Here is a 24112-nt window from a genome sequence, read left to right on the forward strand (position 1 = left end):
GTCCTCCCAGACTGTTCTATTCGCCGGTGAAGTTCGGCTGTCGCTTTTCCCGGAACGCCGCGACGCCCTCGCGATGATCGGCAGAAGAGCGCGCGACGCTCGCCGCATAGCTCTCGATTTCGAGCACGGTCTCCAGCGAGGGGCTGCACGCCGCCGCGAACATCTTCTTGGAGAGCCCCAGCATGTAGGTCGGCGCGCGTGCGAGATCCTCGGCCAGTTCCAGCGCCGTCGTTTCGAGATCGCCATCGGCGGCCAGGCGCGAGACCAGCCCCCAATCGAGCGCCTCGGCAGCTGACAGTTTGCGGGCGGACATCACCAGATCCTTGGCGCGCCCGATGCCCAGCCGCTGGCCAAGGAAGAAGATCGAGCCGCCGTCGGGAACGAGCGCAATGTTGCGGAAGGCCTGCTGGAAATAGGCCGTGTCGGATGCCACGATAAAATCGCAGGCCATCGCCACTGAAAAACCGATGCCCGTGACTGGCCCACGCACCGCCGCGACGACCGGCTTTTCACAGTCGTAGATCGCCCGGACCGCCGCGTGGCGGCGTTGCAGACGTGCCCGCGAGGCGGAACCGCCAACCTTCAACATGCCGCCGATGTCCGAGCCGGAGCAAAAGCCCCGGCCCTCGCCGGTCAGGATGACCGCTCGGACCGCCGTATCCTCGTGGAAGCGTCCGAAGAGGTCGGTCAGGGCCGCGTACATGTCATCGGTTAGCGCATTGAGCTTGTCGGGACGGTTGAGGCGAACCTCGATAACGCCCTCGGACTTTTGTGACACCAGCACCTCGCCGGATGAAGGGAAAGCCAGGTTCACTGCGCGGTCCCCCCCTTGGGTTCGCCGCGGGGCGGGCGCTGCGGGAAGCGGCGCTCGAAGATCGATTCCGCCATGCGGTTGCGCAGCATCTCCAGCGAACCGCCGGCGATCATCCATCCCCGCGAGCGGCGGAAGCAATATTCGATCAGGGCCTCGCGCGAATAGCCGAGACCACCCATGATCTGGATCGCCTCATTGGTCGCATTGAAGCCAACCTGGTTGCACATCAGCTTGGCCATGGTCGTCTCGTCCGAAGAGGGCAGGCCGTCGTCGGCGTTGCTTGCCGCTTGATAGAGCAGCAGCTGGGCCGCCTCGATCCCCACCTTCATGTCGGCGAACTTCCACTGCAGGCCCTGGAATTCGCAGAGCGGACGGCCGAACTGGGTGCGTTCCGTCGCATAGCGCCGCGCCTCGTTGAAACAGTAGCGGCCATAGGCCAGCGAGCGGGCGGCGTTGCCGATGCGCTCGGCGTTGAAGCCCGAGATCTGCTTCTTGAAGCCACCTGCCGGAAGCAGCACGTCTTCCGGCGGAACATAGACATTATCGAAGAACAGCGGCGCCCAGGCGGCACCCGACATGAATTGCGACGTCTTGCCCATAGAGAATCCGGGCGTATCGCGGCGGATCATGACCGAGCCGATGCCGCCGACGCCCGGCCCGAAACGCACATAGACCAGATAGGTATCGGCGTGGGGGTTCGGGAACACCTTCGAACCCTTGATGCGGAAGCCTTCGCCATCCGGGGTCGCGGTCGTCTTGAGGTCGGTGGTCGCCGAACCGGCATCGGGCTCCGTCATGCCGACGGCAATGATCTCGCGCCCTTCCAGAACGGGCTTCAGGAACCGCTCCTTCTGGTCGGCGCTGGCATACTGCGCCAAGGTCCGGACGGCGCCGAAATTACCCTCCTGGATGATGTCGGCGCTGCGCGGGCAAACCAGCGCAATCTGCTCGATCGCGATGACCGCATCCATGAGGGTGCCGCCCTGACCGCCGTCAGCCTCCGGCATCGTGATGCCCATCAACCCCTGCTCGTAGAACATCCGCGCCATCTCGCGGGGAAATTCTTCGAGATGGGCGCGCTCCAGAGCACCGTCCTTGAGGGTCTTGAGCGCAAAGTTCCGAACCGATTCCGCAAAGAGGTTCTGCTCGGCGGTAAAAGAGAAGTTCATCCAGCAATTCTCCACTATGTGGCTTCTGAACGATGACTAATGGCGTAAAATCGACATGTCAATCCACTATATGGAATAAAATCCGCTAGAGAGCACTTCACGGCCCTCTTCATTCACTATGCGGAATGCACCCACTTTCAGACCTTCCAGCCGAAGGCGCTCGCCGGGGAAAACCGGGGCCGACAGGCGGCCGCGAATTGCCGTCAGCGGGCGACCCAGCGCACGCGCAACGGCATGGCCCGCCATGCCCATCGTGGCGAGCCCATGCAGGACGGGACGGTCGAAGCCAGCGCGCCGTGCGGCATCGGGATCGGAATGCAGTGGGTTCATGTCGCCGGACAGGCGGTAGATCAGGGCCTGCTGCGGCGATGTCGGCAGGTCGATCTCGAAATCGGCCGGCCTGCCGGCCTGCCACGGATTGGCATCGGAAACCTCCGGGAGAGGATCGTGCCGACCGTCCTTTGCGAAACCACCCTCGCCCCGGCAGAAGGTCAACTGCTCGAATTCCGCCAGCAATTGCCCGGTCCCGGCATCGCGCAGTTCCCGCAGCACCGTCACCAGCGCACCCCGGCCTTCACCCTTGTCGGTGATCCGGATGACGCGATGATCCCCCCTGACACGGCCTTCCGGCGGCAAGGGCGCATGCAATCGCAGCGCCATTTCGCCCACCATGGTGCGGCGATAATCGATGCCGACATCCGGCTCGCGCATCCATGGTCCCAGGCGCGCCAGCGTCATCGCCATCATCGGCTCCGCCTCGGGCGGATCGACCGCCACATAACGCAGCGCGTGGGCGTCGAGCGGGTCGGCGCCAAGGTTGAGGCCAAGCCCGTATAGCATCGTATCCCGACGCGAGTACTCCTGGAAAACCGGAGAAAACACCCGCGCCTTAAGACGGTCGTAGTCGATCATCGTCCCTCACTTCCTTCTGGCAGAATTGCAGCAATGCGTCTTCGAAAGCGCCCGGGCTTTCCAGCATCAACCAATGCGCCGCGTTGGGAACGGTCGTGACTTCGGCGCCAGGGCAGGCATCGGCGATTGCCGCATAGCGCTGCGGGAGAACGGAGGCGTGATAGGGATCGAACGCACCGAAAATCACGCGCGCAGGGCAATCAATCAGCCGCAGGTAATCGACGATCATCTCACGGCGCGAAAACCGGCGCACGTTTATCCGATTGGCGCGCAGCATCTCCTCCATCATGGCCAGCACCGGCGCGTCTTCAAGGAACGGGGATCGATGCAGCATGATCCGCTCAAGGTTCACGGACAGTCCCGCCCGCAGGCCACGCACCTTGGCCGCCGTCGCCGCGGCTTCGCGTGCGTCGGCCATTTCGGGCGTATGCGCGCCAAAACCGGCTGGGCTGATCAGCATCAACCGTGCCGGCCGGCATTTCGCCGCGGCTGCCACAGCAACCAGCGCCCCGAAGGAAAAACCGACCAATGTGATGTCGCGCCACGGCAGGGCCTTGACGAAGCCGGCGATCGGATCGGCAATTGCCGCCAGATCCTCGCCGGTCGGGATATCGGAAGCACCAAACCCCGGCAGATCGGGAGCAACGATGGCCAAGCGCTCCCCGAGCCGATCCAGGTTTGCGCCGAAATGCCGCCAATCCCCGCTGCCGCCATGCAGCATCACGCAGCCGGAGGATTGATCTTTCCACCCGGCTGTGCCCACATAGTGGATAAACAATGCTGAATGCTCTCGCCCGGATTCGCCGTCGATAAGACGCACGTCACTGTCGGGAGCAAAACGATCAAAGACCAGGCCTATCCCGGCCGCATCGGAAGGGTTCATGATTACGCGCCGATCCTTGACCATGGCAGCCCTTCGTCATATATTCCATTATATGGGTTTTTTGATACCTAACATCGCGAGACACGGATAATCAACCCAAATGTTGAAAGATCAGGACGTCACGGCCATTCCTTCAGGAAAAGGCTGGGAGAAATATCTCGAAGTCGCCGCGCCGCAGGGTGCCCAGGGCACCGTCAGGATTGCAGCCCTTCTGCGCATCGTCGCGGCTTATAATGCGGCTGGCATGAAGATCAGCGAGGTGGCCGATCTCGCCCGGCTGGAGCAGCCGACGGCGCATCGAATCGTTACCGCCTTGCACAGTGTGGGATTCCTCTCGCGAAACCCCGAGACGCGCCGCTACCATCTCGGCCCGTTGCTGTTTGAGCTCTTTACGACGGCTTTCCCGCATTTCAATATTCGCGACGTCTGCCTCCCGTCCATGAAGACGCTGGCGGAGGACTTGGGCGACACGGTCTACCTGACCGTGCGCAGCGGGTTCGACGGCATTTGCGTCGAGCGCCAGGAAGGCAGCTACCCGATCCGGACCTGTACGGTCGATGTCGGCCGCAAGCGGCCGCTCGGCATCGGCGCCGGCAGCCTAGCCCTTCTTGCCGCACACAGCGCAAGCGAGGCCGAGACCATCATCGAACACAATCGCGATCGATACACGCCCTTCAACACGTCCGCGGAGGCGGTGCAGGCGACCGTCGAGAAGATCCGCGCACAGGGTTTTATCTACCAGGATGTGCTCAACACGCCCGAGATCAAGACGGTGGCCCTGGCCATCACGGGGCACACAGGACATCCCTTTGCCGGGCTGAGCATCACCGCCATCGCCACCCGCATTCCGGAAGAGCGGGCCACCGTGCTGCTGGACCATCTGCGCCAGCAGATCAAGCAGATCGCGGATCTCATTTCCGAGCAGGGATACGTCTAGTTCGGCTCGGCGTCAGACGCCCCGCTTGGCGCGGCGCCTCCAACGTGTCGAAGCCGTAAAAAGGCAAGCGGGGCTTTCGCCCCGCCCCCTCGTCACCAAGCCACGGGGCCATCCTCGTCCGAGAACGTGCCGGTCGGGCCATCCGGTCCGAGGAGGGCGAGCCTTACGGCTTGCCGGGCGCCCTGCTCGACCGTGCGCGTTCCGCGGAAACCGTTGAGATCGGTTGCCGTGAAGCCAGGGCATGCCGCGTTGACCTTGATGTTGGTGTTCTCAAGCTCGATGGCGAAAGCCAGCGTCACGGCGTGAACCGTGGCCTTGGAAGGGCTGTATGCCGCGCCGAAGACATGGCGGTATTCGAAGGTCGGGTTTGCATTCAGCGTGAGGGATCCGGACGAGCTTCCCATATTGACGATCCGCCCGGCGGGCGCCTGCCGGAGGAGTGGCAGCATGGCCTTCGTCACGGCCATGAGGCCGAAGACGTTCGTCTCGTAGATTGCCCGGATATAGTCCATGGACGCCGTGCTGGGGACATTCTGTTTCAGGCGCTCCTCGAAGGAGGTTCCCGGCTCCGCCGTGCTGGCTATGCCCGCATTGTTCACAAGCACGTCCAGGCGGCCGAACTCCGTTTGGATGCGTTCGGCAGCGGCCGCGATGGAGGCTTCGTTCGTGACATCGAGTTGAATTGCGGTGGCGTCACCGGCAATGTCGGCGGCAGCCTCCTCCCCTTTCGCTAGGTCGCGGCTCCCCACGAGGACCGTCAGGCCCTTGGCGGCAAGCTCCCTTGCGATCTGGCGTCCAATGCCCTTGTTGGCGCCCGTAACGAGGGCGACTGGCTTATCGTGCATTTTGTTCTCCTGGATTGTTCCTATGGCCAACCGCGCGCTGTTGGTTTAGACAAAGGTAACCGGAACCATGATCCGAATATATGGAACAACGTTCCGTTTAACAAGTGGGAAACTGTGATGGACGACGGTTCCGAAATTACGAACACATCCGGGGATGATGACAGCGCCGACCGCAAGCATCTGCGCGCCGACGCGCGGCGCAACATCGACGACCTTCTCGCTGCGGCGATGGCGGTCTTCTCGAAGTCAGGTGTCGATGCGCCGGTCCGGGAGATCGCGAAGGAAGCCGGCGTCGGCGTCGGCACGCTCTACCGCCACTTTCCGCAGCGCTCCGACCTCATCAAGGAGGTGTTCCGACGCGAGATCGATGCCTGCGCCGATGCGGCTGCAACGCTTTCGCAGGACAATGCGCCCTTCGAGGCGCTGGCCAAATGGATGAACCGTTACGTCGCGTTCATCGCAGCCAAGCGGGGCCTCGGCGCAGCACTGCATTCCGGCGACCCTGCCTATGAAGCCCTTCCCGCCTATTTCGAGAAAAAGCTGCGCCCCGCCCTGCAGGGGCTTCTCGACAGGGCGGTCGAGGCAGGCGAGATCCGAGACGGCCTCAGGCCGAACGAGTTGCTGCGCGCGGTCGCAAGCCTCTCCAATCCCGCACCGGACGTCGGCACGGACTTTACCGACAATATGATGCGGCTGATGCTGGACGGCATGCGTCGCGGCGCGGGCGATCAATAGGAGCAGCGTCTATCCCTTGATGGGCCCGCCGGTGCACAGGAGATCATATACGTCCGCGGCCGTCGTCTCGCGTCCGTAATCGGCCAATTGAAAGCTCTCCGCGAAGCGCGGCGCTTCGGCGTCGCTGTCGAGCGCGGTCAGCGCCGTGACCATGTCCGGGCTGGCATACATGAATTCCGCCCAGTTTTTCAGGATGAAGGCGCGGCGCTCTTCCCAGCTCGATTGAGCGATCGTGTCGTTGCGCATGCCCCGCTCGTAGAGCGCGAACTCGTAGAACTGGCTGGCATGTTCGTCGCACGCCCTCAGTTTCTGGTCAATAAACGGGTCCACCCCAATAACGACATCATGGCGGTGGGCTTCGATGGCCCAGTGGTCGGTGATCTTGAGGCAGACGGGTGGCCTTGCAAGCGCGGGCATGCCGGGCACGACATTGGCATTGGCAAAGAACCCGGCGGCTTCGCGCACCGCCCGCCCGGCCATGCGGTTGTCGGTATGGCCGGGGCAATCGTCATGGAACGTGATGACGATATCGGCCTGCCACCGCCGCACCGATGCGATCAGGGCTTTGCGCAGGGCCGCGTCGGGCATCAGTTCGCCGTCGTGGATATTCAGGATTTCGTAGTCCAGCACACCCAGATGGCGTGCCGCCGCATAGGCCTCGTTCGCCCTTCGACGGCGCAGGGGCTTGCGTGAAACCTGGTGATGTCCCGCGTCGCCATTGGTCAGCGACAGATATTTTACCGCCGCACCGGCGCGCGCCAGCCGGGCCGTCGTGCCGCCGGTGTAAAGCTCCGCCTCATCGGGATGCGCGACGACGACGATGACCTTGAGGGGATAAAACATTCTAAAACTCCTGGAAAATGAATGGGCGCAATGAACCGTTCCCGGTTCTCGCGGGTGATCGCTTGACTGATGAGGGGGATGTTTACGGCTGCCCGCGTGCGGCGCTGCCCCCGGAAAAAAGACGCTCGCGCGCATGGCGCAGCGCCAGCGCGACAGCGCCGTCGCGCGCGCCGCTCTCCTTGACGGCGGACGGAACGATCACTGGCAGCGAGACGATCAGCGGACGAAGGTTTTCGATGACATGCTCCACCAGCGGCGCGCCGGCCGCCCTGCCCATGACGCCGCCCAGCACCACCATCTGCGGATCGAGAATTCCGATCGCACCGGCAAGGCCCGCCGTTACGCGCTGCGCCAGCTCGGCAAAAAAGCCGGAATGGTCGTGAGCTTTGGCAGCCTTGCGGATGGCGTCCACACAATCCGCGCCCGTCAAGCCATAGCTCGTGGCCAGTTCCTCGATCGCGGACTGGCTGAGAAGGTTCTCAAGCGGCGCGAGGCCATCGGGCTGCGAACCGTCGGTCCGGCGCGCGACGACGATGCCGCCCAGCTCGCCCGCCGCGCCGGTCGTACCGCGCAGGAGCTTGCCATCGATCACCACGCCCGCGCCGACACCGTCTCCCATCCAGAACAGGATGAAGGACTGGATGCCCCGCGCCACACCGGACGACATTTCCTCCAGGGCAGCCAGGTTGACGTCGTTCTCGATCAGCACATGGCCATGGCCGATCCACTCGCTGATGGCATCGGCGATGTGGAAGCCTTCCCAGTTCGGCAGCTGCTGGCCCTTGCGGAGATTGCCATGTTCGATGTCGACGATGCCCGGCAGACCCACGACAAACTGGTCGATCGCCCCGGGTTGAACGGAGGCCTGCTGCGTCAGCTCCTCGACGACGTTGAACAGCCGGTCATGCGCATCGTAGCGTTCGTCCGGCTCACAGGCCCGGTAGGCCGTGGCAATGGTTTTACCGGTCAAATCGGCCAGCGCGGCATTGATGCCGTGGCGCGTGACATCGATGCCGACGACGAAGCTCGATGTCGGCTCGATCGACCAGAGGCCCGCCTTCGGGCCGGACGTGCCGGCTTTTTCACCATCCCGGTAGATCAGCCCGGCCGCCTCCAGCCGCCGCAGCAATTCGAACATTGCCGGCTTTGAAAGGCCGGTGAAGGCTTCGAGTTCCGTACGGGTCAGGGGGCCTGCCGAAAGCAGCCTTTCCAGCACGGCTTTTTCGTTGAGCGTTCGCAACACGCGGGGGCTGCCGGCAAGAACATCCATTTTCACACAAACCGTCTGGTAACTTTCCTAACAGTCTGATACGACTCCCCTTGCGAGGTTGTCAAGGCACCTTCCAGGCCCTCGGCGACACGCCCGACTGATACCCATTTTCAAGAAATGGCTCCGCTTACGGATGTATAGCGGAGGGTGCATTCGCGCTTTATTTGCAATAATTGCATACAAAAAAATTATACAAAGTAGCGTTGACATTTCATACATTCCTCATGACACTAAATTGTGAACTGGCGCTGAACGCATACGGCAGCCCATTCACTCCGCAATGCGGGCAAACACAAAAACCGGGAACGTCAAGACAGACTAACTGTCAAACAGGAGGTGGGAATGTTGACTATAAAATCAGCAGCGATGGCGCTTGCGCTCACGACAGCGATGGCGGCACCCGCTATCGCCGCCACGATGCGGTGGGCGCCTCAGCGCGACATCGTATCCATGGATCCGTATTCGTACGGGGATACGTTCACGCTCTCCGTTCTGAACCACGTCTATGAAGGCCTCGTGCGCTATGACGCGACGTTGCAGATCGAGCCGGCTTTGGCCGAAAAATGGGAAGTCGTCAGCCCGACGGTCTGGCGGTTTCATCTGCGCAAGGGCGTGAAGTTCCATGATGGCGCGGACTTCACCGCCGACGACGTGCTTGCCTCGCTGAAGCGGGTGAGCGACCAGACGTCGCCTCTTCGCGGAAACCTGCCGGCCTATGTGAGTTCTGAAAAGATTGACGACCATACCGTCGATATCCATGTCACCGAAAACTATCCGCTTCTGCTGAACGACCTCACCAACATCCACATTTTCGACCAGGGCTGGCTGGTGACCAACAAGGCGGAGGCGCCCACCGACGTGGCCAAGGGCGTGGAGGGCTATGCCACCAGCCATGCAAATGGCACCGGCCCGTTCAAGTTCATTTCCCGCAAGCCGGACGTCGAAACCGTCTTCGACGTCAACCCGGACTGGTGGGATAAGCGGCAGCACAATATCGACCGTATCTTCATGACGCCGATCACCTCGCCGGCGACGCGCGTGGCCGCCCTGATCTCGGGCGAGATCGACTTCACGAACCAGGCGCCGCTGCAGGATATTCCCCGCTTGCAGGCATCGTCGAACGTCAAGGTGCTCTCGAACAACGAACTGCGCACGATCTTCCTGGTCATGAACCAGTCTCCCAAGGCGTTCGAATCCGATGTCACGGACAAGAACCCGTTGCAGGATATCAAGGTGCGCCAGGCGCTGTATCACGCGATCGATGCGGACGCGATCCAGAAAGTCGTCATGAGCGGCCTGTCGCGCACCACCGGCTCGCTGGTCGCTCCGGCCATTCCCGGCTACGTGCCCGAGCTCGACAAGCGCCTGAGCTACGATCCCGACAAGGCCAAGGCGCTGCTCGCGGAAGCCGGCTATCCGAACGGCTTCTCGTTCTCCTTCCTGTGCAGGAACACGGAATTCGTGAACGAGGAGCAGATCTGCCAGGCGGTCTCCGCCATGTGGGCGCGCGTCGGCCTTCGGCCCAACCTCAATGTCGGACCGACGACCATCCAGGATGCCAAGTTCGACACGCTGCAATTCGATGTCGGCACGCTTGGCTGGGCCAATGAGCCGATGCTCGACAGCTACTCCATCCTGGTCCAGGTCGTCCATTCCAAGACGGGCAATGCCGGCGTCTTCAACTGGGGTGCATGGAAGGACACAGAGATCGACGGGCTGATCGACGAGGCCGGCCGCACCATCGACCGCACCGCCCGGCTCGCGCTTCAGTCCAAGGCGCTGCAACGCGCCAACGACCTTTCGATGTTCATTCCCGTTCACCAGCAGCCCATGGCCTGGGCGGTAGGGTCCAACGTCAAGGATGTGCTTCCGCTGTCCGACAACAAGGCGCGTCATTGGCTGACCCACATGGCCGAATAGCGCCCTGACGACGCCGCCGCGTGCCGTTGCCCGCGGCGGCGTGGACATCATGCAATTACATCGGGAAATCACGGATGTTGCTTCTCGTCCTCAAGCGACTGGCCAATGCCGTCGTCGTCCTCCTTTTCGTCGCCCTGCTCGCCTTCACGATCTTCAAGTTCCTCGGCGATCCGGTGCAGTTGATGCTGAACCCGCAGGCGACGCAGGAAGAGCGCGATGCGCTCACGCAGCGCCTCGGCCTGAACGATCCGGTGCCGGTGCAGTTCGTGAAATTCGTCGCCAACGCCGTTCAGGGTGATTTCGGCATGAGCTACCGAAACCAGCTGCCCGTGATGGGGGTGATTGCGGAGCGCTTCCCCGCGACCTTCGAGCTTGTGATGGTGTCCTCCATCGCCGCCCTGCTCATCGGGCTGCCGCTCGGGGTTTTCGCGGCCATCAATGGCGGCTCCGTCATGGTTCGCGTCGCGCATATCATATCGATGATCGGCGTATCGGTGCCCGCCTTCGTGATCGGCATCCTGCTGATCCTGGCCTTCTCCATCGAGCTTCAGGTCCTGCCCGCCTTCGGGCGCGGCGAGGTGGTCGATCTAGGCTTCTGGACGACGGGGCTGCTGACGAGCAGCGGGCGCCATGCCCTGATCATGCCGGCAATCTCGCTCGCCCTGTTCCAGATCTCCTTCATCATGCGGCTGGTGACGTCGGAAATGCTTGAAGTCCTTCGAACGGATTTCATCCGCTTCGCAAGGGCACGCGGACTGCGGGCACGCGCCATCTATTTCCGCCATGGCCTGCGCAACTGTCTGATGCCCGTGGTCACCATCACGGGCATGCTGATCGGCGACCTCATCGCTTTCGCACTCGTTACCGAGATCGTCTTCCAGTGGCCGGGAATGGGTTTCCTCTTCGTGCAATCCGTCCAGTACGTCGATATCCCGGTCATGGCGGCCTACCTCATGATCGTCTGCTGCATCTTCATCCTGATCAACCTCATCACCGACCTGATCTATGTCGTTGTCGATCCGCGCATGGGCGCCACGGCGATTGGAGGCAGCAATGTCCGTTGAACCCAAGGTCGAACGCGAGACCCTACGCGTCCATGTCGCTCGGCTGTGGGATTCCGATCTCGCCTGGAACTTCCGCAACAGCCCCTTGGCCGTGGTGTCGGCGACGGTTCTCCTGGTCATCGCCTTCACGTCGATCTTCGCCGGCGTGCTGATGCCGCAGAACCCGTTCGACATCATGCAGCTCTTCCTGGACAAGGCGAACCTCCCGCCCGTCTGGTCGGAAGGCGGGGCGATGCCCTATGTGCTGGGCACCGACATGCAGGGCCGGGACGTTCTTTCGGCCATCGTCTACGGATCGCGCATCTCGCTTGTCATCGGCGTGGCCAGTGTCGCCGTGTCGATGACGATCGGCGTGCTCGTCGGGCTTCTGGCCGGCTATATCGGCGGCGCGCTCGACAATCTTCTGATGCGGCTTGCCGATGCCGTCATGTCGATCCCGACACTGCTTGTCGCCATCCTTGTCAGCGCGATCTTTCGCGGGCTGCTGCCGGTCGAGTACCGTGACACCTTCGCCCCGCTGATCCTCGTGCTCGCCCTCTCCCTCACCAGTTGGGTCGTCTATGCGCGCATGGTGCGTGCGGTGACGATGGTCGAGGCGCGCAAGGAATATGTCATGGCCGCCCGCATCATCAACGTGCCGCGGCGGCGCATCATCCTCAAGCACATCCTGCCGAATGTCATGACGCCGGCCCTGGTCACGGGCACGCTCAACCTCGGGCTGGCGATCCTCGCTGAAGCGACGCTGTCGTTTCTCGGCGTGGGCATGCCCAGCGCACAGCCGTCGCTTGGAACGCTGATCCGGCTGGGAAACCAATATTTCTTCTCGGGCACCTGGTGGATCGTGCTGTTCCCCGCCCTTCAACTGACGCTGATCATCCTCGCCGTCAATCTGCTCGGCGACTGGCTGCGCGACGCCCTCAACCCGAAATTGAAATAGGCTCGATATGTTTGACCTCGTACTTTCTAACGTCCGCGTGGACAAGGCGATCACCGACGTCGGCATCAGCAACGGCCGCATTGCAGCCATCGCGCCGGGCTTGGACCGCACCGGCGCCGCCGTCGAGGACTGCGACCATGCGCTCCTGCTGCCCGGCCTCGTCGAGGCGCATACCCATCTCGACAAGACGCTTCTCGGCATGGACTGGGTGGAAAACAAACTCGGCCCGGAAATCCGAGACAAGATCGACAACGAGCGGCAGATGAAGCGGGTCGTCGGGCTCGATGCCGCACGGCAGTCCGCGCGCCAGGTGGTCATGTCCATCGCCAAGGGCTCGACGGCAATCCGCAGCCATGTCGATATCGACACGGAGAACGGGCTGGCAGACTTCGAAGGCGTGAGCGCAACGCGCAGCCGATACAGCGATGTCATCGACATCGACATCGTCGCCTTCCCGCAATCCGGTCTCGTGAGCCGCAAGGGCACGGCGGAATTGATGGACGAAGCCCTCCGGCAGGGGGCGGACGTGGTGGGCGGGCTCGATCCATGCTCGATCGACCACGACCCCAAGGGACATCTAGACCTGGTGTTCGACCTCGCGGTCAAACATGCAAAGCCCATCGACATCCACCTGCACGAACCGGGCGAACTCGGCATGTTTTCGTTCCGGATGATCCTTGAGCGCACGCGGGCGCACGGTCTTTCCGGCAAGGTCACCGTCAGCCATGCTTTCTCGCTCGGCGCAAACGACTATCTCGGCATTTCCCGCCTGCTCGACGAGATCGCAGCCGCCGGCGTCGCGCTGATGTCGACCGGCCCCTCCATGGTTCCCGTGCCGCCGCTCATCAGGGCGCTGGATGCCGGCATCACGGTCTGTTCGGGCACGGACGGCATGCGCGACCTCTGGGCGCCCTTCGGCAATGCCGACATGCTGGAACGCGCGCAAATCCTCAGCCAGCGCAACAATCTGAGCCAGGACATCGAGATCGAGCGCGCCGTCGACGTGTGCACCTACGGCGGCGCAAAGGTCATGGGACTGGCCGATTACGGCCTCACCGTGGGCGCCTTCGCGGATCTCGTGGTCGTCGCTGGCCGCAATGTCACGGAGGCCGTCGTGACGCTTCCGCCCCGCAAGCTGGTGCTGAAACGCGGTCGCGTGGTGGCGCGCGACGGCAAGGCCCTGGTGGAGGCGCCTTGATGCTTGTGGATCTCGAAAGGCCAGCCGGCAATCCCATGACGAACACACCGACGGACCGACCCGATCCCTCCCCTCTTCTCAGCGTGCGCGATCTCAGCATCGACTTCGTCACGCGGCGCGGCAGCGTGCGCGCGCTGGACCGGGTCAGTTTCGATATGGCGCCGGGCGAAATACTCGGTTTGGTTGGAGAATCGGGCGCCGGCAAATCCCTGTCGGGCAATGCGATCATCGGCCTGATTGACCCGCCGGGACGGATCGCCGAGGGCCAGATCTCGCTCGATGGCCGGCGCATCGACACGCTCGCGCCGCGTGACATGCGCAAGCTTCGTGGCAGGTCGATCGCGGCTATCTTCCAGGATCCGCTGACCTCTCTCGATCCGCTCATGCGCATCGGCGACCAGATCACGGAAACGATTCTCACGCATCTGCCGGTGAACCGCCGTCAGGCGCGGCAACGCGCGCTCGACCTGCTGCGTGCGGTGGGCATCCCGGCCCCGGAACTGCGCATCGACCACTATCCGCACCAGTTCTCGGGCGGCATGCGCCAGCGCGTTGTGATCGCCCTGGCACTTTGCGCCGATCCAAAACTGATCATCGCGGACGAGCCGACGACCGCGCTGGACGTGTCGATCCAGGCCCAGATCATATCCTTGCTCAAGACCATGTGCCGCGAGCACCAGACGGCGATCCTGCTGGTCACGCACGACATGGGCGTCATCGCGGAGGCGGCGGACCGGGTGGCGGTGATGTATGCCGGGCGCTTGGTGGAAATCGGCCCGGTCGAAGAGGTGCTGAGGGCACCCAAACACGTCTACACTGCCGGATTGATCGGCTCGATCCCCAGCCTCAACCGCCGACGCGAGCGGCTGGTGCAGATCGATGGCGCCATGCCCCGGCCGGGTTCGGTCCCGTCCGGCTGTCCCTTCGCGCCCCGCTGCCCGAAACGCATCGACAAATGCGCCGAGCGCCCGGAACTCTTGCCCACCGGCAACAGTCAGGCGGCCTGCTGGCGCGCAGGAGAAGGACATTCCTATGCATGACGACATCGCCCTTAAAGCCTCGGACCTGGCCCTCTGGTTCGATGCCTCGGAGCCGTGGCTGGTCCGCATGCTGGGGCGAAAGCCCAAGCGCACCCTGAAGGCGGTCGACGGGGTCAGCTTTGCTGTTCCGCGCGGCAGCACATTCGCAATCGTTGGCGAAAGCGGCTGCGGCAAGTCCACCATCGCGCGCCTTGCAGTCGGGCTCTACACGCCGACCAATGGCAGCCTGACCTATTCCGGCGGCGCAGGATCGGGCGGCCGTATGCGCGTCCAGATGATCTTCCAGGACCCCTATGCGAGCCTCAACCCGCGCTGGCGGGTCAAGGACATCATCGCCGAGCCCATCCGCGAGCTCGGAATCCGGAAGGGTGCGGCGATCGGAAAACGCGTCGACGAACTGCTCGGTCTTGTGGGTTTGATGCGCGGCGATGGGGAAAAATATCCGCACGCGTTTTCCGGTGGCCAACGGCAGCGCATTTCCATCGCAAGAGCGCTTGCGACCGAGCCGGAGTTCCTGGTCTGCGACGAGCCCACATCAGCGCTCGATGTCTCCGTCCAGGCGCAGATCCTGAACCTGATGAAGGAAATCCAGGGCCAGTTTCACCTCACCTATATGTTCATCAGCCACAATCTTGCTGTAGTGCGGCATGCCTCCGACCATATCGCCGTGATGTATCTCGGCGGCATTGTGGAACAAGCGCCGACCGAGCAGTTGTTCCGCAATCCGCGGCATCCCTATACACGGCTGCTGATCGACACGATCCCCGATCTGGAGGCTCCGAACCGGCAACGCAAACAGCTCGCCGGCGAAGTTCCGAGCCCCCTCGACCCTCCCTCTGGGTGCCGCTTCCACCCGCGCTGCCCGCAGGCCCAGGACATCTGCAAGCGGGTCGCACCCGCTCTGGAGGAGCAGAACGGTCGCCGGGTGGCCTGCCACTTTCCGCTCCAGCCGGCAACCCCCTGATCTCATTGAAGGAACATGAACATGAATGAGCAGACCGGTCGCACCATGCTTTCGGCACGCTGGATCGTCGGGCACGCCGAGGGTCGCCACACGCTCGTGCATCGCGGCGAGATTGTCTTCGAGCGCGGCCAGGTGATCTTCGTGGGCCATGGTTTTCCCGGTGTGGTGGCGCGCCGCATCGACTATGGCGAGGCGCTGATCGCGCCGGGCATGATCGATCTCGATGCCCTGTCGGATCTGGACACCACGGTTTTTTCCTACGACAACCACCCGGAATGGAAAAAGGGTCGGACATGGCCGCAAAGCTATATGGACCGCGGCCCCTATGAAATGTACTCACCTGACGAGTTGGCATTCCAGAAGCGCTATGCCTTTGCTCGCCTGATCCGCAACGGCATCACCACCGCATTGCCGATCGCCTCTCTTTATTACCGGGAGTGGGGCGAGACCTATGCAGAGTTCGCCGCCGCGGCCGCAGCTGCCGAAGACCTTGGCATGCGGGTCTATCTCGGACCGGCCTATCGAACCGGCAACCCGGTCGTTTCCGACAATGGCGCCGTGTCCCTGTTCTTCGACGAGGAGCGGGGGCTTCGCGGGCTCGCGGATGCGGTGCGCTTCTGCAAGGATTTCGAGGGCAAGTCCTTCGGTCGCATTCGAACCATGCTTGCCCCGGACCGCATCGAAACCTGCACTGAAACGCTGCTCTCGCAAACGGCTCTCGCGGGTTCGGACCTTGCGGTGCCGGTCCGGCTTCATTGCAACCAGGGCCGCTTCGAGCGGGATACGGTTCGGCACCTGCACGGCAAGACCTCCGTCGAATGGCTGGACAGTCTCGGCTTCCTGAACCGCCGCACGCTTTTGCCGCACGGCACCTATGTCAGCCCGTCGCGCAACATGGACGAGGCCGGCAACGATCTCGATATCATTCGGGAGCGCGGATCGGTCATCGTGCATTGCCCGCTGGTGGCGGCGCGCCACGGAGACGCCCTCGCGACTTTCTCCAGCTTCTGCGAAAAGGGCATGAGGCTGGCGCTCGGCACCGATACCGCACCGCCGGACATGGTTTTGAACATGCAGGTCGGCATGCTGGTCAACCGCGTGCTCGACCGCAGCGTGACGACAGTGCGGTCGGAAGACTATTTCGACGCCGCGACGGTGGGCGGCGCCGACGCGCTCGGCCGGCCCGACCTTGGACGGCTGCAACCCGGCGCCCGGGCGGATATCGTCGTGTTCGATCTGGCGACCCCCGATGTCGGCCCGGTGATCGACCCGATCCAGACGCTGATGCTCACCGGCAGCGGCCGCGACGTCAGAAGCGTCTTCATCGATGGAAGACCGGTCATGGAGGAGCGGATCATCCCCGGCGTGGATTTCGACGCCTATGGACGCCAGGCGCAACGACAGTTCGATGCCATGACCGCCAAATATCCCGACCGCACCGTGCATCACCCGCCCATGTCGGAGATTCTCTCCTCGGCCTATCCTCTTGTTGAATCGCACCCAGCCGTTCACGGGTGATTTGTAAAAAATGTATGATTCCGCCAATTATACAAAAATTCGCCATGATATGTGTTGACGACACCGACCCCATCCTTATTTAGTTCGTCCTCTCTTTGCGTCATAAAAATGCTGCGGGCAGTTGTCATCTGCGACACGGCGGCAGCCACTTATCTTGAGGATCTGCCATGATTGGCGACACCATTGTCGAACGCGACTTCATGCGCCCTGGAAAGTCTGTCGCCCTGGCAGGCAAGGCCATGGTCGCGACCTCGCATCCACAGGCCACCAGGGCGGCGCTGCGCATCTTGGAGGCCGGCGGCAATGCGGTGGACGCGGCGATTGCAGCGGTTGCGTTGCAGGGTGTCATCGATCCGCACATGACCGGCATCGGCGGCGATTGCTTTGCGCTTTACGCGCCGGCCGGCAAGACGCCGATCGCCCTCAACGGCTCTGGCCGCGCCCCGGCCGCCGCGACGGTCGAGCGGCTGACCGCCCTCGGCCTCAAAGTAATACCCGATGGCTCGGTTCATGCCGTAACCATCCCCGGCGCCGTCGATGCCTGGAGCCAGCTCAGCACGCGTTACGGACGGCTCGGGCTCGCAGCGATCCTGAAGCCCGCCATCGACGCCGCCTATGAAGGCTTCGTCATCACCCCGCGCGTGGCGCACGACTGGGCGCGTTATGCGGACCGGCTGCGCCCCTACCCCGCCTCCGTCGCACAATACCTGCCGGGCGGCCTGCCGCCCGCCGTGGGTGCCCGGCTGGACAATCCGACGCTCGGCGCAACGCTGGAGCGCATCGCCCGCGAGGGCCGCGACGCTTTCTACAAGGGCGCCGTCGCTGAAGACATGGTCGCCACGCTGCAGAGCCTCGGCGGCCTGCACACGATCGAGGATTTCGCCGCCTATTCCGCCTTCGAGACGCAGCCCATCGCCGCCGCCTACCGTGGATACGAGCTGCTCGAATGCCCGCCCAACGGCCAGGGGCTTGCAGCCCTGATCATCGCCCGCATTCTGGACGGCTTCAATCTCGGCGATCCGGACCTCGGCGAAGCCGATCGCATTCACCTGTTCACCGAGGCCACCAAGGCGGCCTACCGCCAGCGCGACCTCTATATCGCCGACCCGGACGCGATGCGCCATTCGGTCAAGGATCTTCTGGCCGAACTCTTCATCGCCGGCCTGCGCGGCAGGATCGACATGGCGCGCGCCAGCGCGGTGGCGGACTACGACATGCCGGTGCACCGCGATACGGTCTACGTCACCGTCGTCGATGCCGAGGGCAATGCGATCTCGCTGATCAACTCGATCTTCTTCGCCTTCGGCAGCGGCATCTACGCGCCCAAGGCCGGCGTGCTTCTTCAGAACCGCGGCTGCGGCTTCTCGCTTGATCCCGAAAGCCCCAATGCCATCGGCCCGCGCAAGCTGCCGTTCCACACGATCATTCCCGCCATCGTCCTGCAAGACGGGCGGCCGGTCATGTCCTTCGGCGTCATGGGCGGGCAATATCAGGCGGTCGGCCATGTCCATATCCTGTCGCAGATCGTCGACCGCGGGCTCGACGTGCAGATGGCGAGCGACCAGCCGCGCAGCTTCTTCACCGATGGTGCGATCAGCCTGGAACCGACCATTCCTGCCGAGGTGAAGCACGAGCTGGAGCGGCGCGGCCACGCCACGCGCTGGGCGGACGAGCCGCTCGGCGGCTGCCAGGCGATCTGGATCGATCGCGAGCGCAACGTGCTGTGGGGCGCATCGGACCATCGCAAGGATGGGATTGCGCTCGGATTATGAGACAGAAAAGACCCGGGCGATGAACTCGCCCGGGTCTTTTCATGATCGGATTTTTCGCCGGTCTCAGACCGGGTCGCTGATGGTGACGGAGAGCGAACCCAGCTTGTCGATGCTGCCGACCAGCGCGTCGCCGGGCACGACCGGGCCGACGCCGTTCGGCGTTCCCGTCAGGATGATGTCGCCCGCCTGCAAAGCGAAATAGCGTGACAGGTTCGAAATGATCTCGGGCGTGCGCCAGATCATCAGCGCAAGGTCCGAATCCTGTTTCGCATCGCCATTGACGGTGAGCCGGATCGCGCCAGTATCGACATGGCCGACCTGCTCGACGGGATGGATGGTGCCGACGGGGCAGGAATTGTCGAACGCCTTGCCGAGCTCCCACGGCTGGTTCGGACGATCCGACTGTCCATTGACACTGCGGCGCGTCATGTCGAGGCCGACGGCATACCCATAGACATGGTCCAGCGCCTGCTCCACGGGGATGTTGTAGCCGCCCGACTTCATGGCGACGACGAGTTCCAGCTCGTAATGATAGTTGTCCGTCATCGTCGGATAGGGAAGGATTGCGCCGTCCTGCTCGATGCTGTCGGTAGGCTTCTGGAAGACGATCGGGAAATCCAGCTTCGGATCGCCCCCCATTTCCTCGACATGCGCAACATAGTTGCGGCCGATGCAATAGATGCGGCGAACCGGATAACGCCCCTCGCCACCGGAGACAGGCAATGACGGCCGTTCGCCGAGATCGACCACGAATTTTTCGGCGCTGCTCATATCTGTATGAATCCTCACTTTTCCAAAAATAATGTACGATTTCACTTTTTTCATACCGAATATGGATTGACGGATCAATGCATATTTCATTACATTTTCCAAAATCATACATTATAAGGAGGTGGACATGCTTACGACAACGAGACGCACGGCGCTCTGCGCTGCACTGACAACGGCACTCTGCGGCTTCATCGCCGCAACGCCGCTCCATGCCCAGGAACTCAAGCAGGTGACGGTTGTCCTGCCGCATCCGGGCGCGATCGGGCATTTCCCGATGCATGTGGCGCGGTGCGAGGGCTACTTCGAAAAACAGGGCCTCAACGTCACCGTCCAGGCGGTCGATGGCTCGGGTCAGGTCATTCAGGCCATCGCCGCCGGCCAGGGCGATATCGGCAATCCCGGCCCCGGCCCGCTCCTCTCCGCGCGCGCCCAGGGCGTCGATGTCGTGATGTTCTACAATCACTTCGCCAAGAGCCAGTTCGGCATTCTGGTTGCCCAGGATGCGCCCTTCAAGGAACTGACCGAGTTGAAGGGCAAGGTCATCGGCGTCGGAACGGCCGACGGCGCGGAAGTCTCCTTCGCGCGTTCGATGCTCACGGCCGCCGGAATGACCGAAGGCACGGACTACACGTTCCTCCCGGTCGGCGATTCCGGCCCGGCAGCCGTCGCCTTCCAGCGCGGCGACATTTCGGCCTATGCGGCTGCGACCGCCGACGCCGCCATCCTGCGCACGCGCGGCATGGAAGTGCGCGACTTCACGCCGGAGGCTTTCCAGGGCTTCTTCGGCAATGGCTACATGGCCACGCGCGCCTATATCGACGCCAATCCGGATGTCATCAAGGGCTTCGGCCGGGCGCTGGTGCAGGGCGCGATCTTCGGGTCGGACCCGGCAAACCGCGAGAAGGTGCTCGCCTGCTCGGCCAAGGCAAACCCGCAGGAGGCAGAGGACAGGGTGATGCTCGAAGCGCTGTTCGACAATATCCGGCTGCGCGTCCAGCCGCTGGATCCGTCCAAGGGCTGGGGCTACTATTCGCCTGAGGCATGGAAGGCATGGGAGGACTCGCTCGTCGCCTCCGGCAGCCTGAAGGCTCCGCTGCCCGATCTCGACAAGGCCTATACAAGCGAGTTCGTCAGCTATTGGAACGAAGGCGTCAATCCGTGACGGCATCCTCTGCAAGTGTATTGGGCGATCGCATCAGCGATCGCCCTCTGTTTCAAGTGCGCAGGGTGACGAAGTCCTATTCCGGACGCAATTTCGTCGCCCTCGAAAATATCGATCTCGACCTGCCTCGCGGCAGCTTCGCCTCGATCATCGGCTCCAGCGGCTGCGGCAAGTCCACGCTGCTGAAAATCATGGCGGGCCTCACCCCGCCGACATCGGGCAGCGTCATGCTGGGCGGAAAGCCGGTCATGGGGCCACGCGTCGAGACGGGCATGATGTTCCAGCAGGCGACGCTGTTTCCCTGGCTGACAGCAATCGAAAACGTGCTGCTGCCCATCGGCATCAAATCCGGAAAGGCGGCGGCCGAGCAGGCCCGCCAGCGCGCATTGGACCTGCTGTCGCTGGTTGGGCTGAGCGGTTTCGACAATGCCTATCCGAGCGAACTGTCGGGCGGCATGGCGCAGCGCACCGCCATGTGCCGCATGCTGATCACCGATCCGGAAATGCTGCTCCTCGACGAACCCTTCTCCGCGCTGGACGAACTGACGCGCGATTTCATGAACATGGAGCTGCAGCGCATCTGCATGTCGCGCCAGGCGACGGCGCTGCTCGTCACCCATTCCATCTCCGAGGCCGTCATCCTCTCCGATACGGTCTATGTCATGGCGGCGCGCCCCGGCCGCATCGTCAAGCGGCTGGAAATCGACTTGCCGCGCCCGCGCACGCTCGACATGATGACCCAACCGGAATTCGGCGCCTACGTCAGCGAGATCCGCAACCATCTCGACAAGGGGGCCTTCCTTTGACCATAGCGACCGACCGGCAGCACGAGTTTCCAGAGACCGTCTGGACCCAGCGCGTCTCCTTCATCAACCGCCTGCCGCAGCCCGTGGCGATCACGCTTCTCGTGCTTGCCATCCTCGCGATCTGGCAGCTCGTCGCCATGAGCGGCACGGTGTCGCCGATCATCCTGCCCTCGCCCGCGCGCACCGCGCAGGACATCGTCGAGGTCGGCGCGAGCCTGTTTACCGGCGGTTACGTGTTCAGCGCCTTTCTCATCACGCTCCAAGAAGTGGTCATCTCCTTCCTGATGGCAACGGCGATCGGCGCCACATTGGGCATGATCGTCGGCGGCACGGCCTTTGGCGAACGCGCGCTGATGCCGGTCATCGTCGCCATCGACACCATGCCGAAAGTCGCCTTCGCGCCGCTCTTCCTGAGCTGGCTCGGCTTCGGCATCGCCTCCAAGGTCGCGCTTGCCACCTTCATCGCGCTGTTTCCGATCATCGTGGGTGCCGCGGCGGGCCTGCATGCGGCGGACGAGAACGCGCGCATGCTTTTCCGCAGCATCGGTGCGACGCCCTGGCAGACGCTGGTGCGGCTTCGCATCCCGATGGGCCTGCCGCATTTCTTCACCGGCTTGAAAATCGCGGCCATCGGTGTCGTCGGCGGCGCCATCACCGGAGAACTGGTCGGCGGCGGACAGGGTTTCGGCGCCTTGATCCGCGTCGCGGCCTCCCAGCTCGACACACCTCGCGTCTTTTCGCTGATCTGCTATCTCAGTGTCATGGGCCTGATGACGTTCGGGCTGGTGGCCTGGGTGCAACGACGCTTTGTTTTCTGGCATCGTAGCAGTTCAATCGGTAATGGCTGAGGCATGACAAAAGTAAACGAAAAATCGGAAAAGGCGACGACGGCGACGCTGGCCTACGAGCAGATGCGCAGCGACATCCTGCGCGGCAACCTGCGGCCGGGGCAGAAGCTGGCGATCGACGTCGTGGCGCAGCGATATGGCGTTGGCACCAATCCGGTGCGCGAGGCGCTCAACCGCCTCTCGTCCGAACGGCTGGTCGATCGCCACGACCAGCGCGGCTTTTCCGTGCCGGAAATCAGCCTGGAAAACTGGCGGGAACTGGTCGGGACGCGCTGCATGCTCGAACCGCTGGCGCTGGAGCAATCCATTCTGCGCCGCACCACCGAATGGGAAGAGCAGGTCGTGCTCGCCCTGCACCGGCTGTCGCGCACGCCCTGGACTCAGGAAGACCCTGACATGGAGCGCCGCAAGCAATTCGAAGGCTTTCACCGCGACTTTCACCTCACGCTGATCGCCAATTGCGGCTCGTCGTGGCTCGTGCAGTTCTGCGAGGTGCTGATGGACCACGCGCAGCGCTACATCTTCATATCAGCGAGTGCTGCCTATCCCCGCCGCGGCGGCCAGGACGAACACAAGCGCATTGCCGACGCCGCCCTCGACGGAAACGTCGCGGAAGCCAAGCAATTGCTCGTCGCGCACTACATGCGGACGCTCGAATATATCGAATCCGAAATCGCCAACTGACCTTTGGACGACATCGCGGCAGGACTACAGAAGCGCGCGCTTCATCAAGGCATCCAGCCAGTCGGCAAAAACCTGGAGCCGGCGGGAGAGATGCTGGCGATGCGGGTAGAGCAAGGTCATCGGCATCGGCGCCGCCCGGTGATCCGGCATCACCTCGATGAGCTCGCCCGCGTCGAGATGGCTTCTCACGTCATAGGCCGGAATCTGGATGAGGCCGAGGCCGGCTAGGCAGCAGGCAATATAGGCCTCGGCGCTGTTGACCGTGGCGCGCGCCCGCATCGGCACCATCCGTACCTCACCGTCCTCGATCCACTCCCAATCCTCGACGCGCCCGGTCGAGGGCGATGCATAATTGACGGCAAGATGGCCGCCGAGATCGTCCGGCACGCCGGGCGTGCCATAGGTGGCGAGATAGGCGGGGCTGGCAACGTTGATCAAGGCAAGGTCGCCGATCTTGCGCGCGACAAGGCCTGAATCGCTGAGCGGCCCGACACGCAGGACGCAGTCGACGCTCTCCTCGACAAGGTTGACCGCGCGATCGGTGATGCGCAGCTCGATGTCGAGTTGCGGATAGCGTGCGAGAAACTCCGGAAGCGCCGGCGCAAGGATGAGGCGGCCGATCCGGCCCGGCACGTCGATGCGCAGCTTTCCGGAAAGGCCGACCGCCGTCTGGCGGAACAGGCCCTCCGTCTCCTCCACGTCGGCGATCAGGCGCAGGCAGCGCTCGTAGAACGCGGCGCCGTCCTGGGTCGGCGAGACTTTTCGCGTGGTGCGATGAAGCAGCCGTGCGCCGACGCGTGTTTCGAGATCGATGACCGCGGCCGATACCGACGAACGCGGAAGGCCGAGCGTATCGGCCGCGCGGGTAAAACTCGCGCATTCGACGACACGGCAGAAGGTGCGGAAGAGATCGATACGGTCCAAGCGCGGGAGCCCGTTTGATTGTGCGCGATTCCTGACAGGTGATGTCAGAATGGGGAACTTTATAGGCGCAGCGTAGACGATATGGTGCGTCTTAGG

General features: G+C 63.2%; 23 protein-coding genes. 14 read left to right on the forward strand and 9 right to left on the reverse strand.

Annotation, left to right across the window (positions count from 1 at the left end; genetic code table 11):
• Positions 1-16: 16 nt before the first annotated feature.
• The 4 genes from AC1Q6Z_RS10515 to AC1Q6Z_RS10530 all read right to left on the reverse strand — a co-directional run bounded on the left by AC1Q6Z_RS10515 (position 17) and on the right by AC1Q6Z_RS10530 (position 3802).
• Complete coding sequence (locus tag AC1Q6Z_RS10515) at positions 17-778, reverse strand: enoyl-CoA hydratase/isomerase family protein (RefSeq protein ID WP_492647723.1); 762 nt, start codon at positions 776-778, stop codon at positions 17-19.
• A 32-nt stretch (positions 779-810) separates the two neighbouring features.
• Positions 811-1983, reverse strand: a complete 1173-nt coding sequence (locus AC1Q6Z_RS10520) for an acyl-CoA dehydrogenase family protein (protein WP_492647724.1) — start codon at positions 1981-1983, stop codon at positions 811-813.
• 66 nt (positions 1984-2049) lie between these two features.
• A complete protein-coding gene (locus AC1Q6Z_RS10525; RefSeq protein WP_492647725.1) occupies positions 2050-2895 on the reverse strand; it encodes a MaoC/PaaZ C-terminal domain-containing protein in 846 nt (281 codons plus the stop codon).
• The gene (locus AC1Q6Z_RS10530; protein ID WP_492647726.1) at positions 2873-3802 is read right to left on the reverse strand and encodes an alpha/beta fold hydrolase; all 930 of its coding nucleotides are present in this window, start codon (positions 3800-3802) and stop codon (positions 2873-2875) included. The genes AC1Q6Z_RS10525 and AC1Q6Z_RS10530 overlap by 23 nt, the downstream gene beginning before the upstream one ends.
• A 76-nt stretch (positions 3803-3878) precedes the next feature.
• Between AC1Q6Z_RS10530 and AC1Q6Z_RS10535 the strand changes: the two genes are divergently transcribed.
• Positions 3879-4715, forward strand: a complete 837-nt coding sequence (locus AC1Q6Z_RS10535) for an IclR family transcriptional regulator (protein ID WP_492647727.1) — start codon at positions 3879-3881, stop codon at positions 4713-4715.
• A 92-nt stretch (positions 4716-4807) separates the two neighbouring features.
• On the opposite strand, the gene AC1Q6Z_RS10540 is transcribed toward AC1Q6Z_RS10535, so the two are convergent.
• On the reverse strand, positions 4808-5560 hold the full coding sequence (locus AC1Q6Z_RS10540) for an SDR family oxidoreductase (RefSeq protein WP_492647728.1): 753 nt from the start codon (positions 5558-5560) through the stop codon (positions 4808-4810).
• A 117-nt stretch (positions 5561-5677) separates the two neighbouring features.
• Here AC1Q6Z_RS10540 and AC1Q6Z_RS10545 point away from each other — a divergent pair, with 117 nt between their 5' ends.
• A complete protein-coding gene (locus AC1Q6Z_RS10545) occupies positions 5678-6295 on the forward strand; it encodes a TetR/AcrR family transcriptional regulator (protein WP_492647729.1) in 618 nt (205 codons plus the stop codon).
• A gap of 9 nt (positions 6296-6304) precedes the next feature.
• On the opposite strand, the gene AC1Q6Z_RS10550 is transcribed toward AC1Q6Z_RS10545, so the two are convergent.
• Both AC1Q6Z_RS10550 and AC1Q6Z_RS10555 read right to left on the reverse strand, forming a co-directional pair.
• Positions 6305-7138, reverse strand: a complete 834-nt coding sequence (locus AC1Q6Z_RS10550; RefSeq protein ID WP_492647730.1) for a PIG-L deacetylase family protein — start codon at positions 7136-7138, stop codon at positions 6305-6307.
• Between the two features lie 82 nt (positions 7139-7220).
• Positions 7221-8408, reverse strand: a complete 1188-nt coding sequence (locus tag AC1Q6Z_RS10555) for an ROK family transcriptional regulator (protein WP_492647731.1) — start codon at positions 8406-8408, stop codon at positions 7221-7223.
• 342 nt (positions 8409-8750) lie between these two features.
• Here AC1Q6Z_RS10555 and AC1Q6Z_RS10560 point away from each other — a divergent pair, with 342 nt between their 5' ends.
• The 8 genes from AC1Q6Z_RS10560 to ggt all read left to right on the forward strand — a co-directional run bounded on the left by AC1Q6Z_RS10560 (position 8751) and on the right by ggt (position 18821).
• Complete coding sequence (locus AC1Q6Z_RS10560) at positions 8751-10328, forward strand: ABC transporter substrate-binding protein (protein ID WP_492647732.1); 1578 nt, start codon at positions 8751-8753, stop codon at positions 10326-10328.
• Between the two features lie 74 nt (positions 10329-10402).
• Complete coding sequence (locus AC1Q6Z_RS10565) at positions 10403-11392, forward strand: ABC transporter permease (protein ID WP_492647733.1); 990 nt, start codon at positions 10403-10405, stop codon at positions 11390-11392.
• The gene (locus tag AC1Q6Z_RS10570) at positions 11382-12329 is read left to right on the forward strand and encodes an ABC transporter permease (RefSeq protein WP_435264474.1); all 948 of its coding nucleotides are present in this window, start codon (positions 11382-11384) and stop codon (positions 12327-12329) included. The genes AC1Q6Z_RS10565 and AC1Q6Z_RS10570 overlap by 11 nt, the downstream gene beginning before the upstream one ends.
• Positions 12330-12336: 7 nt before the next feature.
• Positions 12337-13527: an amidohydrolase family protein gene (locus AC1Q6Z_RS10575; RefSeq protein WP_492647734.1), complete on the forward strand. Its 1191-nt coding sequence runs from the start codon at positions 12337-12339 to the stop codon at positions 13525-13527.
• A 35-nt stretch (positions 13528-13562) separates the two neighbouring features.
• On the forward strand, positions 13563-14567 hold the full coding sequence (locus tag AC1Q6Z_RS10580) for an ABC transporter ATP-binding protein (RefSeq protein WP_492647735.1): 1005 nt from the start codon (positions 13563-13565) through the stop codon (positions 14565-14567).
• Positions 14560-15531, forward strand: coding sequence for an ABC transporter ATP-binding protein (locus tag AC1Q6Z_RS10585; RefSeq protein WP_256115133.1), 972 nt, complete (start codon positions 14560-14562; stop codon positions 15529-15531). Before AC1Q6Z_RS10580 ends, AC1Q6Z_RS10585 begins: the two co-directional genes overlap by 8 nt.
• 21 nt (positions 15532-15552) lie before the next feature.
• Positions 15553-17049 (forward strand): amidohydrolase family protein, encoded by a 1497-nt coding sequence (locus AC1Q6Z_RS10590; RefSeq protein WP_492647736.1) that lies wholly within the window; start codon positions 15553-15555, stop codon positions 17047-17049.
• A gap of 167 nt (positions 17050-17216) precedes the next feature.
• On the forward strand, positions 17217-18821 hold the full coding sequence (gene ggt / locus AC1Q6Z_RS10595) for a gamma-glutamyltransferase (RefSeq protein WP_492647737.1): 1605 nt from the start codon (positions 17217-17219) through the stop codon (positions 18819-18821).
• Between the two features lie 63 nt (positions 18822-18884).
• Here the strand turns inward: ggt and AC1Q6Z_RS10600 are convergent, their stop codons facing one another.
• Positions 18885-19592, reverse strand: a complete 708-nt coding sequence (locus AC1Q6Z_RS10600) for a fumarylacetoacetate hydrolase family protein (RefSeq protein WP_492647738.1) — start codon at positions 19590-19592, stop codon at positions 18885-18887.
• A 127-nt stretch (positions 19593-19719) separates the two neighbouring features.
• Here AC1Q6Z_RS10600 and AC1Q6Z_RS10605 point away from each other — a divergent pair, with 127 nt between their 5' ends.
• The 4 genes from AC1Q6Z_RS10605 (at position 19720) to AC1Q6Z_RS10620 (ending at position 23092) form a co-directional block, all read left to right on the forward strand.
• A complete protein-coding gene (locus AC1Q6Z_RS10605; RefSeq protein ID WP_439617789.1) occupies positions 19720-20754 on the forward strand; it encodes an ABC transporter substrate-binding protein in 1035 nt (344 codons plus the stop codon).
• A 65-nt stretch (positions 20755-20819) separates the two neighbouring features.
• Positions 20820-21560 carry an ABC transporter ATP-binding protein gene (locus AC1Q6Z_RS10610; RefSeq protein WP_492647739.1) on the forward strand — a complete coding sequence of 247 codons (741 nt, stop codon included), beginning with the start codon at positions 20820-20822 and terminating at the stop codon, positions 21558-21560.
• Positions 21557-22408: an ABC transporter permease gene (locus AC1Q6Z_RS10615; RefSeq protein WP_492647740.1), complete on the forward strand. Its 852-nt coding sequence runs from the start codon at positions 21557-21559 to the stop codon at positions 22406-22408. The genes AC1Q6Z_RS10610 and AC1Q6Z_RS10615 overlap by 4 nt, the downstream gene beginning before the upstream one ends.
• A 3-nt stretch (positions 22409-22411) precedes the next feature.
• Positions 22412-23092, forward strand: a complete 681-nt coding sequence (locus AC1Q6Z_RS10620; RefSeq protein WP_256115141.1) for a GntR family transcriptional regulator — start codon at positions 22412-22414, stop codon at positions 23090-23092.
• A gap of 24 nt (positions 23093-23116) precedes the next feature.
• Here the strand turns inward: AC1Q6Z_RS10620 and AC1Q6Z_RS10625 are convergent, their stop codons facing one another.
• Positions 23117-24016 carry a LysR family transcriptional regulator gene (locus AC1Q6Z_RS10625; protein WP_492647741.1) on the reverse strand — a complete coding sequence of 300 codons (900 nt, stop codon included), beginning with the start codon at positions 24014-24016 and terminating at the stop codon, positions 23117-23119.
• Positions 24017-24112 lie beyond the last annotated feature (96 nt).

This window comes from Shinella sp. GW835-FHT14H05, from assembly GCF_058793575.1.

Excerpts from the sequence above, each read along its gene's own strand:
- AC1Q6Z_RS10575 (WP_492647734.1), top strand. The coding sequence starts at position 12,337 with ATGTTTGACCTCGTACTTTCTAACGTCCGCGTGGACAAGGCGATCACC.
- AC1Q6Z_RS10565 (WP_492647733.1), top strand. The coding sequence starts at position 10,403 with ATGTTGCTTCTCGTCCTCAAGCGACTGGCCAATGCCGTCGTCGTCCTC.
- AC1Q6Z_RS10605 (WP_439617789.1), top strand. The coding sequence starts at position 19,720 with ATGCTTACGACAACGAGACGCACGGCGCTCTGCGCTGCACTGACAACG.
- AC1Q6Z_RS10525 (WP_492647725.1), bottom strand. The coding sequence starts at position 2,895 with ATGATCGACTACGACCGTCTTAAGGCGCGGGTGTTTTCTCCGGTTTTC.
- AC1Q6Z_RS10600 (WP_492647738.1), bottom strand. The coding sequence starts at position 19,592 with ATGAGCAGCGCCGAAAAATTCGTGGTCGATCTCGGCGAACGGCCGTCA.
- AC1Q6Z_RS10570 (WP_435264474.1), top strand. The coding sequence starts at position 11,382 with ATGTCCGTTGAACCCAAGGTCGAACGCGAGACCCTACGCGTCCATGTC.
- AC1Q6Z_RS10545 (WP_492647729.1), top strand. The coding sequence starts at position 5,678 with ATGGACGACGGTTCCGAAATTACGAACACATCCGGGGATGATGACAGC.
- AC1Q6Z_RS10530 (WP_492647726.1), bottom strand. The coding sequence starts at position 3,802 with ATGGTCAAGGATCGGCGCGTAATCATGAACCCTTCCGATGCGGCCGGG.
- AC1Q6Z_RS10550 (WP_492647730.1), bottom strand. The coding sequence starts at position 7,138 with ATGTTTTATCCCCTCAAGGTCATCGTCGTCGTCGCGCATCCCGATGAG.
- AC1Q6Z_RS10540 (WP_492647728.1), bottom strand. The coding sequence starts at position 5,560 with ATGCACGATAAGCCAGTCGCCCTCGTTACGGGCGCCAACAAGGGCATT.
- AC1Q6Z_RS10535 (WP_492647727.1), top strand. The coding sequence starts at position 3,879 with ATGTTGAAAGATCAGGACGTCACGGCCATTCCTTCAGGAAAAGGCTGG.
- AC1Q6Z_RS10620 (WP_256115141.1), top strand. The coding sequence starts at position 22,412 with ATGACAAAAGTAAACGAAAAATCGGAAAAGGCGACGACGGCGACGCTG.
- AC1Q6Z_RS10580 (WP_492647735.1), top strand. The coding sequence starts at position 13,563 with ATGACGAACACACCGACGGACCGACCCGATCCCTCCCCTCTTCTCAGC.
- AC1Q6Z_RS10520 (WP_492647724.1), bottom strand. The coding sequence starts at position 1,983 with ATGAACTTCTCTTTTACCGCCGAGCAGAACCTCTTTGCGGAATCGGTT.
- AC1Q6Z_RS10555 (WP_492647731.1), bottom strand. The coding sequence starts at position 8,408 with ATGGATGTTCTTGCCGGCAGCCCCCGCGTGTTGCGAACGCTCAACGAA.
- AC1Q6Z_RS10590 (WP_492647736.1), top strand. The coding sequence starts at position 15,553 with ATGAATGAGCAGACCGGTCGCACCATGCTTTCGGCACGCTGGATCGTC.
- ggt (WP_492647737.1), top strand. The coding sequence starts at position 17,217 with ATGATTGGCGACACCATTGTCGAACGCGACTTCATGCGCCCTGGAAAG.
- AC1Q6Z_RS10560 (WP_492647732.1), top strand. The coding sequence starts at position 8,751 with ATGTTGACTATAAAATCAGCAGCGATGGCGCTTGCGCTCACGACAGCG.
- AC1Q6Z_RS10585 (WP_256115133.1), top strand. The coding sequence starts at position 14,560 with ATGCATGACGACATCGCCCTTAAAGCCTCGGACCTGGCCCTCTGGTTC.